General features: G+C 64.5%; 15 protein-coding genes. 8 read left to right on the top strand and 7 right to left on the bottom strand.

Annotated elements, in window-relative coordinates; all coding sequences use genetic code 11:
- Window positions 1-21: 21 nt before the first annotated feature.
- The 6 genes from PG897_RS14045 to PG897_RS14070 all read right to left on the bottom strand — a co-directional run bounded on the left by PG897_RS14045 (window position 22) and on the right by PG897_RS14070 (window position 5,261).
- Window positions 22-669, bottom strand: coding sequence for a LysE family translocator (locus PG897_RS14045; RefSeq protein ID WP_045790883.1), 648 nt, complete (start codon window positions 667-669; stop codon window positions 22-24).
- A 79-nt stretch (window positions 670-748) separates the two neighbouring features.
- Window positions 749-1,567 carry an AraC family transcriptional regulator gene (locus tag PG897_RS14050; protein WP_095591811.1) on the bottom strand — a complete coding sequence of 273 codons (819 nt, stop codon included), beginning with the start codon at window positions 1,565-1,567 and terminating at the stop codon, window positions 749-751.
- Window positions 1,568-1,633: 66 nt separating this feature from the next.
- Window positions 1,634-2,536 carry an EamA family transporter RarD gene (gene rarD / locus PG897_RS14055; RefSeq protein ID WP_201882221.1) on the bottom strand — a complete coding sequence of 301 codons (903 nt, stop codon included), beginning with the start codon at window positions 2,534-2,536 and terminating at the stop codon, window positions 1,634-1,636.
- A 125-nt stretch (window positions 2,537-2,661) separates the two neighbouring features.
- Window positions 2,662-2,835 (bottom strand): hypothetical protein, encoded by a 174-nt coding sequence (locus PG897_RS14060; protein ID WP_005307716.1) that lies wholly within the window; start codon window positions 2,833-2,835, stop codon window positions 2,662-2,664.
- Window positions 2,836-2,960: 125 nt separating this feature from the next.
- Window positions 2,961-4,457 carry an aldehyde dehydrogenase gene (locus tag PG897_RS14065; RefSeq protein ID WP_201882219.1) on the bottom strand — a complete coding sequence of 499 codons (1,497 nt, stop codon included), beginning with the start codon at window positions 4,455-4,457 and terminating at the stop codon, window positions 2,961-2,963.
- 261 nt (window positions 4,458-4,718) lie between these two features.
- Window positions 4,719-5,261, bottom strand: coding sequence for a cupin domain-containing protein (locus tag PG897_RS14070; protein ID WP_005307724.1), 543 nt, complete (start codon window positions 5,259-5,261; stop codon window positions 4,719-4,721).
- A 185-nt stretch (window positions 5,262-5,446) separates the two neighbouring features.
- On the opposite strand from PG897_RS14070, the gene PG897_RS14075 reads away from it, so the two are divergent.
- The 6 genes from PG897_RS14075 (at window position 5,447) to PG897_RS14100 (ending at window position 12,034) form a co-directional block, all read left to right on the top strand.
- On the top strand, window positions 5,447-6,778 hold the full coding sequence (locus PG897_RS14075) for an aspartate aminotransferase family protein (protein ID WP_201882217.1): 1,332 nt from the start codon (window positions 5,447-5,449) through the stop codon (window positions 6,776-6,778).
- A gap of 97 nt (window positions 6,779-6,875) precedes the next feature.
- Window positions 6,876-8,372, top strand: a complete 1,497-nt coding sequence (locus tag PG897_RS14080; RefSeq protein ID WP_201882215.1) for a CoA-acylating methylmalonate-semialdehyde dehydrogenase — start codon at window positions 6,876-6,878, stop codon at window positions 8,370-8,372.
- Between the two features lie 84 nt (window positions 8,373-8,456).
- Window positions 8,457-9,212, top strand: coding sequence for a glutamine amidotransferase-related protein (locus PG897_RS14085; protein ID WP_010635457.1), 756 nt, complete (start codon window positions 8,457-8,459; stop codon window positions 9,210-9,212).
- Complete coding sequence (gene ald, locus PG897_RS14090) at window positions 9,209-10,324, top strand: alanine dehydrogenase (RefSeq protein ID WP_201882213.1); 1,116 nt, start codon at window positions 9,209-9,211, stop codon at window positions 10,322-10,324. The genes PG897_RS14085 and ald overlap by 4 nt, the downstream gene beginning before the upstream one ends.
- Before the next feature lie 119 nt (window positions 10,325-10,443).
- Window positions 10,444-11,283, top strand: a complete 840-nt coding sequence (locus PG897_RS14095; RefSeq protein WP_017785243.1) for a PfkB family carbohydrate kinase — start codon at window positions 10,444-10,446, stop codon at window positions 11,281-11,283.
- A gap of 298 nt (window positions 11,284-11,581) precedes the next feature.
- A complete protein-coding gene (locus PG897_RS14100; RefSeq protein WP_005307739.1) occupies window positions 11,582-12,034 on the top strand; it encodes an Rrf2 family transcriptional regulator in 453 nt (150 codons plus the stop codon).
- Between the two features lie 60 nt (window positions 12,035-12,094).
- Here PG897_RS14100 and PG897_RS14105 read toward each other — a convergent pair whose 3' ends face one another.
- Window positions 12,095-12,607: a ferredoxin-type protein NapF gene (locus PG897_RS14105; RefSeq protein WP_005307741.1), complete on the bottom strand. Its 513-nt coding sequence runs from the start codon at window positions 12,605-12,607 to the stop codon at window positions 12,095-12,097.
- 138 nt (window positions 12,608-12,745) lie between these two features.
- Here PG897_RS14105 and PG897_RS14110 point away from each other — a divergent pair, with 138 nt between their 5' ends.
- Entirely contained in the window at window positions 12,746-12,961 is a 216-nt protein-coding gene (locus PG897_RS14110; protein WP_042005813.1) for a hypothetical protein, read from the top strand.
- Window positions 12,958-14,298: a DNA recombination protein RmuC gene (gene rmuC, locus PG897_RS14115; RefSeq protein WP_048018446.1), complete on the top strand. Its 1,341-nt coding sequence runs from the start codon at window positions 12,958-12,960 to the stop codon at window positions 14,296-14,298. Before PG897_RS14110 ends, rmuC begins: the two co-directional genes overlap by 4 nt.
- The last annotated feature ends 122 nt before the right edge of the window (window positions 14,299-14,420 follow it).

Below are 14,420 nucleotides of genomic sequence, written 5' to 3' on the forward strand. Positions count from 1 at the left end.
TTCATGGCAGGAACACGGGTGTCAGTGCAGGACCAGGGCATAGGCCTCGCCGGCCATGCCGGTCAGGATGGAGAGGCTGACCGCGCCAAACAGCAGGCCGGTGACCAGGTTGAGCGGACGCTGCACGCGGCCGAGCAGGCGCTGGGCCCGCACGGTGGAGAGGCTCCAGGCCAGCACCCCGAACCAGATCAGGGAGAGCAGGAACAGCTCCAGCACCAGCAGGCCGCGAGTCAGGCCGTCCACCTGCGGCGTCACCATGGCGGCCAGTAGCCCCATGAAGAACAGCAGTGCCTTGGGGTTGAGCAGGTTGGTAGCAATGCCGCGCTGCACCCCCTTGCGCCAGCCCTGCGCCTCACCGCCGGCGTGCAGGGCGAGCTCGGCCGAGCTGTGCCAGGCCGCCTTCAGCGCTCCCCAGCCGAGCCAGCCCAGATAGAGGGCGCCGACCACCTTCACCGTGATGAATAGCCAGGGGTGTTCGGCAATCAGCAGGCTGATGCCGGTGAGGCTGAGGGTGGCATGCACCAGGATGGCGAGCGCGATGCCGAGCGCTGCGCCCAGTGCGGTGGGCCTGTGCAGGCTGGTGCGCAGGATCAACGCGAAATCCGGGCCCGGGCTCGCCAGGGCGATGAGATGGATGAGACCTATGGTCAGAAACAGGCTGGTGAACATGGAAACCTCTGGGACAGTATCGAGTTCACAGCATGGCGGATTGTGGAGTCGCCGGATTGTAAAAGATTGCAGTGCGGAGTTAGTCGACGCGCCCGCTGGCGGCCAGCATCTGCTGGCGAAAGTCGGCAGGGGTGAGGCCGAACGCCTGGCGAAAGCCGTGGTGGAAGTGACTCTGATCGAAGAAACCGACCGCCAGCGCCACCTCGCTCACCGGCAGGCCGCTGCCGAGCAGGCGCTTGCTCTGCTCGAGTCGCAGTCGCTTGAGCCAGGCATAGGGGGTCATGCCGGTCTTCTTCTTGAACTGGCGCAGGAAGGCGAAGCGATCCAGTCCGAACAGGGCGGCCAGATCCTCCAGGCTGTGGCGCTGATCCAGCCGGGCCATCAAATAGTCGCGCAGGTACCTGAGCTGAGGGTCGGCCAGGGCGTGGCGCTCGGGGGCGATGTGCAGCAGCTCGCCGAGCAGGGCCAGCAGCTGGCTCTCCGCCAGCAGGCCGTCGGGGCTGGGGTTGTCCAGGTACATGTGCAGCCGGGCAAAGCCCTGATAGAGGTCGGGGCGGCTCTGCAACCCCTTGTCGAAGAAGGGTTCCGGGCTGTCTGGCAGCCAGCGGGCCAGCTGCTCGGGGGCGATGGCGAACACCCGCACCTCGTACCCTTCCGGCCGCAGGCTGAGGCCGTCGTGCATCTCGTCCGGGTTGACGGTGGAGAGCTCGCCACGCACCAGGTGGTGGCTGTTGCCCTTGTGGATGAATTTCTGGCCGCCCTGCTGCACCAGACCTATGTGGTAGTCCAGGTGAACATGGCGGCCATAGCTGAACTCCCTGTGGTGGGAGTGGGAGAGTTCAACTCCCGGCAGCAGCCGGGATTGCCAGTAGTGGATGCGGGATTGGGGTGCGCTCATCGGCTATTGATAACCTGAAACCCGGGCATGGGCTTGTAGATTATTGCAGCGCCGGGCGGCGTCCCGTCAAGCCTGCTCCGCAGCCTGCCGGCGTTTGCCGCTGCGCAGCCCGTCCAGACTGAACAGCACCAGCGCGCTCCAGATGAAGGCGAAGGTGATCATCTTGTCCAGCGCCAGCGCCTCGCCATAGAGGGTGACCGCCAGGATGAACATCAGGCTCGGCCCTATGTACTGGAAGAAACCCAGGGTGGAGAGCTTGAGCCGGGTGGCGGCGGCGGTGAAGCAGAGCAGCGGCGCCGTGGTGACGGCACCGGCGGCGATCAGCAGCAGGTTGAGGTGCCAGTCATTCTGGGTGAGATGGCTGGTGGGGCTGTCGGCAACCCCCCACAAATAGATGGCGGCCGGCGGCAGCATGATCAGGGTCTCGATCAAGAGGCCGGTCAGCGCGTCGAGGGCCAGCTTCTTGCGGATCAGGCCATAGATGGCGAAGCTCGACGCCAGCACCAGCGCTATCCACGGCAGGGAGCCGAAGGCGATGATCTGGATGGCGACACCGATCGCCGCCAGTCCCACCGCCCACCACTGCAGGCGGCGCAGCTTCTCGCTCAGGAACAACATGCCGAGCAGCACGTTGAACAGCGGGTTGATGTAGTAGCCGAGGCTGGCATCCAGCATGTGGCCGTTGTTGATGGCCCAGATGAACAGCAGCCAGTTGCCGCCGACCGTGATGGAGGTAAAGGCCAGGGTGAGCAGCACTTTCGGCTGGCGCAGTACCGCCTGCACCTTGTGCCACTGGCGGCCGAGCAGGGTCAGCACCAGCAGCAGGGCGCACGACCAGATCATGCGATGGGTCAGGATCTCGGCGGCCGGCACGGCGGCGATGGTCTTGAAGTAGATGGGCGCCAGGCCCCAAAGGGTATAGGCGCACAAGGCGTAGATGACGCCCTGGCGCTGAACGTGTTGCTGCATGCGGATAACCTTCACTGGAGAGGCGGATGCTGGAACGCATCGCAAAAAATCAGTGTAGCGATCCTTTTGCGGGGAAAGAAGCGAATAAATGGTGATCAGCGGATTTTAACGGCGTACTGCCCGGCTCAGCGGCCTCCGCCGCGGCGGATCTTGTCCACGTCCAGCAGCAGCCACAGCATGAGTGCGATGGCAGAGATCCACGGACCCCAGGTCACGTAGGCCTCACCGTGTCCCAGTATGTAGAACAGCAGCGGCAGTCCTATTACCAGAAACAGTACACTTCCCAGAAAAAATAACATTTTTATCTTTATATTTAAGGGCTTGTCTATTTGATGATTATATCGATTGAGGCCGGCGATGAAAGGGTAAAAATGAAAAAGGGGGATTTCTCCCCCTTTTCGATAAATGAGCGTTATTTCTGATGCTATTCGAGCTGGATCCAGGTGCTTTTCAGCTCGGTGTACTTCTCCAGCGCATGCAGTGACTTGTCGCGACCGTTGCCGGACTGTTTGAAACCGCCGAACGGCATGGTCATGTCGCCGCCATCCCAGTTGTTGACGAACACGGTACCGGCGCGCAGGGCGCGGGAGCCCTTCACCGCCTTGTTGAGATCCGCCGTCCAGATTGCGGCCGCCAGGCCGTAGTCGGTGTCGTTGCCGAGCGCAATGGCCTCATCCAGGGTATCGAAGCCGGTCACCGCCAGCACAGGGCCGAAGATCTCCTCGCGGAAGATGCGCATCTCTGGGGTCACCTCATCGAAGATGGTGGGCTCGATATAGAAGCCGCCGCTCTCGGTATTGGTGCGCTTGCCCCCCAGCAGTAGCTTGGCACCCTGCTGCTGGCCGATGGCGATGTAGTTGAGCACCTGCTCCATCTGGATGTGATCCACCATGGCGCCGATGCGGGTGGTGGGGTCGAGCGGGTTGGCCGAGATCCACTCGCGGGCATGGGCCAGCAGCCGCTCCATGAACTGTGGCTTGATGCTGTTTTGCACCAGCAGGCGGGAGGCTGCGGTGCACACCTCGCCCTGGTTGTAGAAGATGGCACCGGCCGCGCTGCGGGCGGCGGCGTCCAGATCCGGCGCATCCGCCAGTATGATGTTGGGGCTCTTGCCGCCGCACTCCATGAAGGCGCGCTTGAGGTTGGACTTGCCGGAGCACTGCACCAGATGCTTGCCGATCTTGGTGGAGCCGGTGAAGGTGATGCAGTCCACGTCCATGTGCATGGCCAGCGCCTCACCGACCGTGTGGCCGAAGCCGGGCAGCACGTTGAACACGCCGTCGGGGATGCCGGCCTCCTTGGCCAGACCGGCGATGCGCAGGGCGGTGAGGGGGGATTTCTCGGAGGGTTTGAGGATCACCGAGTTGCCGGTGGCGAGCGCCGGCCCCAGCTTCCAGCAGGCCATCACCAGCGGGAAGTTCCACGGCACGATGGCGGCGACCACCCCGAGCGGTTCGCGGGTCACCAGCGCCAGGGCGGACTCCTCGACCGGGGCGACCTGATCGTAAATCTTGTCGATGGCTTCGGCGTTCCAGGCGATGCAGTTGGCGGCGGCGGGGGCGTCATAGCCCATGGCGTCGCCGATGGGCTTGCCCATGTCCAGGGACTCCAGCAGCGCCAGCTCCACCTTGTTGAGCCGCATCAGTTCGGCGAAGCGCTGCAGGATCTGCTTGCGCTGCTTGGGCGGCAGACCGCTCCAGCGTTTGTCGTCAAAGGCGGCGCGGGCAGCCTGCACTGCCAGTTCGGCATCGGCGGCGTCGCAGGCGGCGACCCTGGTCAGCAGCTTGCCGTTGGCCGGGTTGATGCAGTCGAAGGTGGCGCCGTTGATGGCGTCCCGGTAGCTGCCGTCGATGAAGGCTTGCGAGGGCAGGGTCAGGTGGGAGGCCTTGTGTTGCCACTGGGCCAGGGTCAGGTCACTCATGTTCACTCCTTGAACCGGCAAAAAGTCAGTTTCCGCGTATCAATATGCTAAACATCCTGCCGCTTGTAAATCCATCCTGTAACAATTCGTTAAACACTTTGCCGGTTTGGCCTCATCCGGAATCCGTCCCGGCGAGGGTATCCGGCGGGGCAAACCGCACCGCAAGTGCGGGCCGTCGACGCCTGCCAAACCGGAGGCCGGCGCTAAGGGGCTGGTCGTGCTGCTGGGTCCGCCAAAGGGGAGGAGCTCCCCTCTCATGGCTTAGAAGCTGGCGGGGGTGTTGGCCGAGATCAGCACGCATTCGTGCTCATCCACATTGCGAAAACGGTGCGGGGTGCGGCTGTCGAAGTAGTAGCCGTCCCCCGGCGCCAGCAGGTAGACCTGCTCGCCGACGGTGACCTCCACCTGGCCCTGGATGACGATGCCGCACTCTTCACCTTCGTGGCTCAACATGTCGTCGCCGGTGTCGGCACCCGGTGGCAGTATCTCCTGCATCATGCCGATGGCGCGGTTGGCGCGGCTGTGGCCCACCAGGCGGTAGCTGATGGGGTGGGTACCGAGATCCGGCATGTCGGCGGCGCGGAAGATCACCTCGGAGTCCATCTCCGTTTCATCGGTGAAGAAGGTGGCCAGCGACATGGGAATGCCTTCCAGCACCTTGCGCAGGGAGGCGACCGAGGGGCTCACCTGATTTTTCTCGATCTGGGAGATAAAGCCGTTGGTCACACCGGAGCGTTTGGCCAGCTCGCGCTGGGAGAGGGCGGCTTTGGTGCGAACCGCCTTGAGGCGGTGACCGATATCCATCGATAGACACTCCTTGACTGTTTACTATTATTAAATTTGTGTTAAATATCTTATACCACCCCGCTCAGAGCAGCTAGCCGGGTGACACCATATGGGGCAAGTTTGAGCCCTTTTTTAAGATTTTAGGTGTTTAATTTAATAGGCATTGGCCGACAGTTACTAAACACCTTAAGGATGAGGTGACCATGAAACCGATCAGCGACATCAATACGCCCTCCGACATGTCCGCCTTCTGGATGCCGTTTACCGCCAACCAGCAGTTCAAGGCGGCGCCGCGCATCCTGAAGTCGGCCGAGGGAATGTATTATCACTCAGAGGATGGCCGCAAGATACTGGATGGCACCGCCGGACTCTGGTGTTGCAACGCGGGTCATGGTCGGCGCGAGATTGCCGAGGCGGTCTCCCAGCAGATTTCCCACCTCGATTTTGCCCCCACGTTCCAGATGGGGCACCCCCTGCCATTCGAGCTGGCCAACCGGCTGGTGGAGATCGCCCCCAAGGGCTTCGGCCACGTCTTCTATACCAACTCAGGTTCGGAATCGGTGGATACCGCGCTCAAGATCGCGCTGGCCTGGCAGCGGGCGCGAGGTCAGGGTACCCGTACCCGGCTCATCGGCCGTGAGCGCGGCTACCATGGAGTCGGTTTTGGCGGCATCTCGGTGGGTGGTATTCCCGGCAACCGCAAGTGGTTCGGCTCCCTGCTGACCGGGGTGGATCATCTGCCCCACACCCTCAACATCGCCAAGAATGCCTTCACCAAGGGGCTGCCGGAGGAAGATCTCAGCCTGGCTGACGAGCTGGAGAAGATCGTCTTCCTGCACGATGCCAGCAACATAGCGGCGGTGATCGTCGAGCCCATCGCCGGCAGTACCGGCGTGCTGATGCCCCCCAAAGGCTACCTCAAGCGCCTGCGGGAGATCTGCACCAGACACGGCATCCTGCTGATCTTCGACGAGGTGATCACCGGCTTCGGCCGCCTCGGCTCTCCCTTTGCCGCCCAGGAGTTTGACGTCATCCCCGACATGATCACCTGTGCCAAGGGGCTCACCAACGGGGCCATCCCCATGGGCGCCGTGCTGGTACAGAACCACATCTATGACGACATGATGGCGGCCGGCAAGGGGGCCATCGAGCTGTTCCACGGCTACACCTACTCCGGCCACCCGGTGGCCGCCGCCGCGGGCCTCGCGACCCTCGAGATCTATCGCAACGAGAACCTGCTCAGTCGCGCCGCCGATCTGGCGGGCTACTGGGAGGAGGCGGCCCATTCGCTGAAGGGCTGCAAGCACGTGAAGGACGTGCGCAACTACGGGCTGGTGGCGGGCATCGAGCTCGAGTCCATGCCGGATGCGCCGGGCAAGCGCGCCTACGAGGTGTTCGTGCGCTGCTTCGAGAAGGGAGCGCTTATCCGCGTCACCGGCGACATCATCGCCCTGTCGCCGCCCCTCATCATAGAGCGCAGCCAGATCGACGACCTCTTCACCCTGCTGCAGGACGCCCTGCAGGCCCAGGACTGACTTTTAACCGATTGATGGCGCCCGCCGCGGCGCCACTTGCCCGTGCCTGCTCCCCGGGCGGCGCGGGCAGGCACGAATAACCCATCACGGAGGATTTATGACATACAGGGTCAGCAACTTCATCGACGGCGAGACGACCGAGAGCCGCAGCGAGCGCTTCGGGGCCATCTTCAACCCGGCCACCGGCCAGCAGCAGGGCCAGGTGGTGCTCAGCACCGCCGCCGAGTGCCAGGATGCCATCGCCAGCGCCGAGCGCGCCCTGGCCGACTGGGCGCAGACCCCGCCGCTGGTGCGGGCCCGGGTGCTGTTTCGCTTCAAGGAGCTGATGGAGCAGCACAGGGACGATCTGGCGCGGCTGATCAGCCGCGAGCACGGCAAGGTGTTCTCTGACGCCCAGGGCGAGCTGACCCGCGGTCTCGAGGTGGTGGAGTTCGCCTGCGGCATTCCTCATCTGCTCAAGGGGGAACACTCCCTTAACGTGGGCCGCGGGGTCGACAGCCACTCCATGATGCAGCCGGTGGGCGTCTGCGCCGGCATCACCCCGTTCAACTTCCCGGCCATGGTGCCGCTGTGGATGTTCCCGGTGGCCATCGCCTGCGGCAACACCTTCATTCTCAAGCCCTCCGAGAAGGATCCCTCCCTCTCCCTGCGGATGGCCGAGCTGCTCAAGCAGGCCGGCCTGCCGGACGGGGTGCTCAACGTGGTCAACGGCGACAAGGAGGTGGTGGACGTGCTGTTGACCGACCCGCGGGTCGGCGCCGTGTCGTTCGTCGGCTCCACCCCCATCGCCCAGTACATCTATGCCACCGCCTCGGCCCACGGCAAGCGGGTACAGGCGCTGGGCGGCGCCAAGAACCACATGGTGGTGATGCCGGATGCGGATCTCGATCAGGCGGTCTCCGCCCTGATGGGGGCGGCCTACGGCGCCGCCGGCGAGCGCTGCATGGCCATTTCGGTGGCCGTGGTGGTGGGTGACGACACCGCCGATGCGCTGGTGGCCAGGCTGTCGCCGCTGGTGGCGGCGCTGCGGGTGGGCCCGGGGCTGGGCCAGAGCCCGGAGAACGAGATGGGGCCCCTCATCAGCCGCGAGCACCTGGCCAAGGTGCGCGGCTATGTGGATCAGGGGGTGGCCGAGGGGGCCGAACTGGTGGTGGACGGCCGGGGCCTGAGCCACGGCGAGGGTTACTTCATCGGCGGCAGCCTGTTCGACCGGGTGAGCCCGGAGATGCGCATCTACCGGGAGGAGATCTTCGGCCCGGTGCTGGCCATCGTGCGGGCGCCGGACTACGAGACGGCGCTCAAGCTCATCAACGAACACGAGTACGGCAACGGCACCGCCATCTTCACCTGTGACGGCGACACCGCGCGGGACTTCACCGCTCGCGTGCAGGTCGGTATGGTAGGGGTGAACGTTCCCATCCCGGTGCCCATGGCGTTTCACAGCTTTGGCGGCTGGAAGCGGTCCATCTTCGGGCCGCTCAACATGCACGGGCCGGATGGGGTGCGCTTCTATACCCGGATGAAGACGGTGACTGCCCGCTGGCCCCAGAGCCTGCGGGCGGGCGCGGAGTTCTCCATGCCGACCATGAAGTAATCAACCATGCAGCAGCTAGCCCGGACATGGCCCGGTGGCAGGAATCCACCTTCGTTCGCCGCTATCACTGTGAAGGAGTAACAGATGCGACTGGGAATTCTCGATTGTGACCGGCTGGACCCCGATTTGGCGGGGGACTTCGGCCCCGTTTACTCCGAGATGTTTATCAAGGGCTTCCGGGCACTGGCCCCCGGGCTGGAATTTCGGGTTTGGTCGGCGCTCGATGGCGAGCTGCCGGCCGATCTGCACGAGTGCGATGCCTGGCTCATCACCGGCTCGCGCCACGATGCCTACAGCGACATTCCCTGGATCCAGGCGCTGCGCGACTGGATCCGGCGCGCCCACGATGCCGACGTCAAGCTGGCGGGGGTCTGCTTCGGTCACCAGGTGATCGCCCAGGCGCTGGGGGGCGAGGTGGTGAAGTCCACCAAGGGTTGGGGGCTGGGGGTGTCGGTCCATCCCATGCTGGCCAGGCAACCCTGGATGGAGCCGGGGCTCGAGACCATCCGGATCCTGGCCAGTCACCAGGATCAGGTGGAGCAGCTGCCGCCGGGAGCCACCCGGCTGGCGGGCAATGATTTTTGTCCCAATTTCATGTTTTTGCAGGGTGACCACATAGTGGCCATCCAGGGACATCCGGAATTCTCGGTGGCGTACAACCGGGCGCTGATCGAGCGGCGGCGGGATTTCCTGTCCGATGACCGCTATCAGCGCAGCCTCTCCTCGTTGGAGGGAGAGGTGGATTCGGCCACCATGATGCAGTGGTTGTTGCAATTTTTGGGCATCCTGCCCGGCGCCGACACGGCCGCCGGCGGGATCACAGCAGGAGAGCGAGCATGATTATTGGCGTACCCAAGGAAATCAAAAACCATGAATACCGGGTCGGCATGACTCCCGCCGGAGTGCAGGAGCTGACGGCCCGGGGACACAAGGTGCTGGTGCAGCAGCAGGGAGGCGAGGCGATCGGGCTGTCCGACGCCGAGTACCAGGCAGCCGGTGCCGAACTGGTGGCCAGCGCGGCGGAGATCTTCGCCCGGGCCGCGATGATAGTGAAGGTGAAGGAGCCCCAGCCGGAGGAGTGCGAGCTGCTCAGACCGGGTCAGCTGCTGTTCACCTACCTGCACCTGGCGCCAGATCCGGTGCAGACCCAGCTGCTGGTGCACTCGGGGGCGGTGGCCATCGCCTACGAGACGGTGACCGACGATCGCGGCGGCCTGCCGCTGCTGGCGCCCATGTCCGAGGTGGCGGGGCGGATGGCGATCCAGGCCGGCGCCCACAGCCTGGAGAAGGCTCAGGGGGGCAACGGCACCCTGCTGGGCGGGGTGCCGGCGGTGGCACCCGCCAAGGTGGTGGTGCTGGGGGGCGGGGTGGTCGGCGTCAACTCGGCGCGCATGGCGCTGGGACTGGGGGCCGATGTCACCATCCTGGATCGCTCCCTGCCGCGACTGCGGGAGCTGGACAGCCTCTACGGCCCGGCCCTCAAGACCCTCTACTCCACCCGCACCAACATAGAGGCTTGCATCGCCCAGGCTGACCTGGTGATCGGTGCCGTGCTGATCCCGGGGGCGGCGGCGCCCAAGCTGCTGACCCGCGACATGCTCAAGCTGATGCGCAAGGGCTCGGTGCTGGTGGACGTGGCCATCGATCAGGGCGGCTGTTTCGAGACCTCCCACCCGACCACCCACGAGGAGCCCACCTACGTGGTGGACGGCATCATCCACTACTGCGTGGCCAACATGCCGGGCGGGGTGGCGCGCACCTCCACCTTCGCGCTGACCAACGCCACCCTGCCGTTCGTGCTGGCGCTGGCCGACAAGGGCTATGCCCGGGCGTTGCAGGAGGATCGCCACCTGCGGGCCGGTCTGAACGTGTTCAAGGGCAAGATCACCCAGGCGGCGGTGGCGCAGGCGCTCGGCTACGAGTACGTCAGCGCCGAGGCGGTACTGGACTGACGCAGCCGTCGCGGGCCCGCCCGGCAAACGTCGAGCGGGCTCACAAACCCCGCGATTTCAGGGAGGGCCGCTGTGGCCCTTTCTCATATACTGGGCTCTCCTGTCAGTGAGGTCTCTTCATGTCCCGCATTCTGCTGCTCGCCAATCTCAACTGTGATCACGTGCTCTCCCTCTCCGAACCCCTGGTGGCCGGTGCCCGCCTGCAATACGTGGATCAGGGCCGCCGGCTCGGCGGTGGCGCCGCCAACACCGGCATCGGGCTGGTGTGGGCCGGCCACCAGGTGACCATAGCGTCGCGCATCGGGCTGGACGAAACCGGCGACTGGCTGCTGGAGCAGGCGGCGGGCTACGGCCTGGACTGCAGCCATGTGGAGCGCTTCGGCGGCGAGACCGGCGAGCTGCTGATCCTGGTGGACTCCACCGGCGAGCGCACCATCCTCAGGCGGCCACGGCGTCCGGATCTGCCAGGGGATCTGCCGAGCGAGGGGGTGGACTGCCTCTACGTGAACTACCCCGGCACCGCCATCATCGGCTACATGCGCCAGATGCTCGGCAAGAGCTTCGTGGTGGCCCAGTATCCCAAGGGCGGCCAGGCGCGTCGCCCCTGCCACGTGCTGGTGGCCTCCCGCTCCGATCTCGGCGAGGTGGACGACCTCTGGCAGCATGCCCGCCAGATCGCCGGCGAGCAGCTGGCCTGGCTGGTACTGACCGAAGGCAAGGCGGGGGCGGTGGCCATTCATGGCGAGGAGCAGATCCGGGTGGCGGCGCGGCCGGTGTCGGTGGTCGATACCACGGGGGCGGGGGATGCCTTCGCCGGCGGCCTGATCCACGGACTGGCGCGGGGCATGGCGATCCGGGAGGCGCTGCAGTGCGCGGTGGACTGGGGCGCCTTTGCGGTCGCCTCCGAGAGCTCCATCCCCTCCAGCGCTCTGAAGAACTGGCTCAAGCAGCCCCATTGAATCGGCAAAAACGGTTGCGAATGACACATGGCAGCATCGGCGGGGGCGAGGGAGGAAACCGGCGAATTTAACCGTCAAAACCCGCCAAAACCTTGGGCTAACCCTGCAAGTTTGCGATCAATCAAAGAAAGTGTCGATTTATGTGCATCTTCATCGACACCCGCCTGAGCTGCTCTTAACCTTGACCTCCACGACTCAGATTAAGAGGCGGACGCTGCGCGGGCGCAGGGGTTCCCCTACCTCTTAGCTTTAGGTCGTCGTCCTGATTTCTGGCTTGTAGTAAGAGGCAAGTGCGACCATGCAACTGACACGATTTACCGACTATGCCCTGCGTACCCTCACCTTTCTGGCCGTCCAGCCGGGAGATCGCCTGTCGACCATCACAGAGGTGGCCGATACCTTTGGCATCTCCCGCAACCATGTGGTCAAGATTGTCCACCAGCTCGGCATCAAGGGGTACATAGAGACGGTGCGTGGCAAGCATGGCGGCATCCGGCTCGGTCGCTCCGCCGTCTCCATCAACCTGCGCGACGTGGTGATGGACATGGAGCACGTGCTCTGCCCGGTGGACTGCAAGCGTGAAAACTGCCGCCTCTCCGGTGGCTGCCGCATCCAGGGCATTTTGCGTCGCGCCATGAACGCCTTCCTCGAGGTGCTGGGTGAATACACCCTGGCCGATGCGGTGCGCGACCCGACCCGGCTCTGCCACCTGCTCGGCATCGAACAGGATTCCATCCTGGCCATGGCATAAGCCAGGTAAGCACGACAAAGGGGCCCGCGGGCCCCTTTGTCGTTTGCGCCGGACGCGGGATCAGGGTTGGGGGATCAGGGTGATGGCGCCGTGCAGGCAGGCGAGGCCGCAGGCGCCGCAACCGTCGCAGGCCGCCATGTTGATGCTGACGCCGTCGGCGCAGGCCTTGATCGCCTGCTGGGGGCAGGCATCTTCACAGAGCAGGCAGTAGAAGCCCTGGCGGGCCTGACAGCTTGCCTCGATCCGCACCCGGGTCTGCACCTGACGGCCAAGTTGCAGGTCGAGGGCGCCGGTCGGACAGGCTCTGGCGCAGCTGCCGCAGTAGCTGCACTGGCCGCAGGCGAGATCGAGCAGCGGCGTGCCGGCGATGGGGGTGCCATCGTATTCGGGCTGGGTGGCCGGCTTGAGCAGGCCGTTGGGACAGGCCTTGAAGCATTCGCCGCAGCGGGAGCATAGGGAGAGGAACTGGGACTCTTCGATGGCCCAGGGGGGACGGGCTTCATGGCAAACCACCTCGGGTTTGCGGGAGCCTCCCAATGCCTGCGTCAGCCAGCGACAGAAAAAATGCGTCATGCCCACCCCTGATACCTATTAGGGGTTAATTTTATCCAAGTTTCCCTTTGCAAGCCAGAGAATAGCGCCGGCCAGGATCGCAAGCCGGGTTGCCCTTGTGTAAGCTAGGCGGGTCTTTTTGCAGGATTGAATGAACTCATGTGGTTATTTCTGTGGCGTGCTTCTCTGCTCTATATCTTCCCCTTGCTGATGTGGGGCTACTGCCGCATCAAGGGGATCGAATTCGTCGAGCTCGACACCGGGGTTAACAGCCACAAGTGGGTGGTGCTGGCCGCCTATCTGCTCTACGTGCTGATCTGGCTGCTGCTCAACCGCTATCTCGAGCTGTTCCTGCGCCAACGGGGTCGCAAATGATCGAGCCCGGGCTCTGGGCCCTGCTGCTGCCGGGTGCGCTGCTGGCCATCGGCATTGGTTGGGGGATCGGGCGGCGCAGCGGTACGGCGCAAGCCCGGGAATTGCTGCTGAGCCAGGAGCGCCTGCAGGCGCTGCAGGAACGTTATGACGAGCTGCAGGATGAGCGGCTGCTGGGCCAGCAGAAGCTGGATCAGCAGCAGACCCTGCTGATCAAGCTCACCGCCCGTCTCAAGGATGCCGAGGCCACCCTGCGCAGCGAGCGGCTGGCCGCCGCCGAGAAGCTGCAACTGCAACAGGAGGCGGAGGCTCGCCTCAGCCAGCAGTTCGAGAACCTCGCCAACCGCATCTTCGAGCAAAACTCGGGCAACTTCCGCGAACTGAACCAGAACAGCCTGGATCTGCTGCTCACCCCGCTGAAAGAGCAGCTGGAAGGCTTTCGCCGTCAGGTGGGGGAGACCCACGCCCAGGAGACGGCCCAGCGCCACAGCCTCAAGTTCGAATTGGAGCGCCTCGCCGAACTCAACGCCCGCATGACCGAGGAGGCGGCGGCGCTGACTCGCGCCCTCAAGGGCGACAGCAAGCAGCAGGGCAACTGGGGCGAGGTGGTGCTGGCGCGCATCCTCAGCGAATGCGGCTTGCGTGAGGGTCACGAGTACCACACCCAGGTCAACATCGAGGTGGACAAGGGCAAGCGCTATCAGCCCGACGTCATCGTCCACCTGCCGCAGGACAAAGACATCATCATCGATGCCAAGGTGTCGCTGACCGCCTACGAGCGCTGGTACAACGCCGCTGACGAGCTGGAGAAGGCGGTCGCGCTGAAAGAGCACGTCGCCTCGGTGCGCAACCACATCCGCGAGCTGGGCCGCAAGGATTACCAGCAGCTGCCCGGGGTGCGCACCCTCGATTACGTGCTGATGTTCGTGGCGGTGGAGCCTGCCTTCCTCACCGCGGTAGAGGCCGACCCCTCGCTGGTGCGCTACGGTCTCGACAACAACATACTGCTGGTGAGCCCCACCAACCTGATGGTGGCGCTGCGCACCATAGAGAATCTGTGGCGCTACGAACGGCAGAACCAGAATGCCCGCCAGATCGCCGAGCGGGCCGGCCGCCTCTACGAGAAGCTGCGTCTGTTCGTGGAGGAGATGCAGCAACTGGGGGGCAGCCTGCACAAGGCACAGGAGAGCTACGACAAGGCGATGGGGCGGCTGGTCAACGGGCGCGGCAACCTGATCGCCCAGGTGGAGCGCTTTCGCGAGCTGGGGGTGGAGGTGACCAAGACCTTGCCCGAGCCGCTGGTCAACCGGGCGCTGGAGCGGGAAGACCCGGCCGAGTGAGGCAGGGCCTCATGCTTCATGCAACAAGAAGGGCAGCCAGTGGCTGCCCTTTTGTATTTCTGCGTCCGCACAGGCTTTGCTCTTCGAACGTGTGAACTCACCGGCATGCGGGTTGTTGCCCT

It is taken from the genome of Aeromonas sp. QDB20 (assembly GCF_027707805.1).
In the GTDB taxonomy this organism is placed as follows: Bacteria; Pseudomonadota; Gammaproteobacteria; order Enterobacterales; family Aeromonadaceae; genus Aeromonas; species Aeromonas dhakensis.

Coding starts and splice junctions, on each gene's coding strand:
- PG897_RS14045 (WP_045790883.1), bottom strand. CDS start 669: ATGTTCACCAGCCTGTTTCTGACCATAGGTCTCATCCATCTCATCGCC.
- PG897_RS14050 (WP_095591811.1), bottom strand. CDS start 1,567: ATGAGCGCACCCCAATCCCGCATCCACTACTGGCAATCCCGGCTGCTG.
- rarD (WP_201882221.1), bottom strand. CDS start 2,536: ATGCAGCAACACGTTCAGCGCCAGGGCGTCATCTACGCCTTGTGCGCC.
- PG897_RS14060 (WP_005307716.1), bottom strand. CDS start 2,835: ATGTTATTTTTTCTGGGAAGTGTACTGTTTCTGGTAATAGGACTGCCG.
- PG897_RS14065 (WP_201882219.1), bottom strand. CDS start 4,457: ATGAGTGACCTGACCCTGGCCCAGTGGCAACACAAGGCCTCCCACCTG.
- PG897_RS14070 (WP_005307724.1), bottom strand. CDS start 5,261: ATGGATATCGGTCACCGCCTCAAGGCGGTTCGCACCAAAGCCGCCCTC.
- PG897_RS14075 (WP_201882217.1), top strand. CDS start 5,447: ATGAAACCGATCAGCGACATCAATACGCCCTCCGACATGTCCGCCTTC.
- PG897_RS14080 (WP_201882215.1), top strand. CDS start 6,876: ATGACATACAGGGTCAGCAACTTCATCGACGGCGAGACGACCGAGAGC.
- PG897_RS14085 (WP_010635457.1), top strand. CDS start 8,457: ATGCGACTGGGAATTCTCGATTGTGACCGGCTGGACCCCGATTTGGCG.
- ald (WP_201882213.1), top strand. CDS start 9,209: ATGATTATTGGCGTACCCAAGGAAATCAAAAACCATGAATACCGGGTC.
- PG897_RS14095 (WP_017785243.1), top strand. CDS start 10,444: ATGTCCCGCATTCTGCTGCTCGCCAATCTCAACTGTGATCACGTGCTC.
- PG897_RS14100 (WP_005307739.1), top strand. CDS start 11,582: ATGCAACTGACACGATTTACCGACTATGCCCTGCGTACCCTCACCTTT.
- PG897_RS14105 (WP_005307741.1), bottom strand. CDS start 12,607: ATGACGCATTTTTTCTGTCGCTGGCTGACGCAGGCATTGGGAGGCTCC.
- PG897_RS14110 (WP_042005813.1), top strand. CDS start 12,746: ATGTGGTTATTTCTGTGGCGTGCTTCTCTGCTCTATATCTTCCCCTTG.
- rmuC (WP_048018446.1), top strand. CDS start 12,958: ATGATCGAGCCCGGGCTCTGGGCCCTGCTGCTGCCGGGTGCGCTGCTG.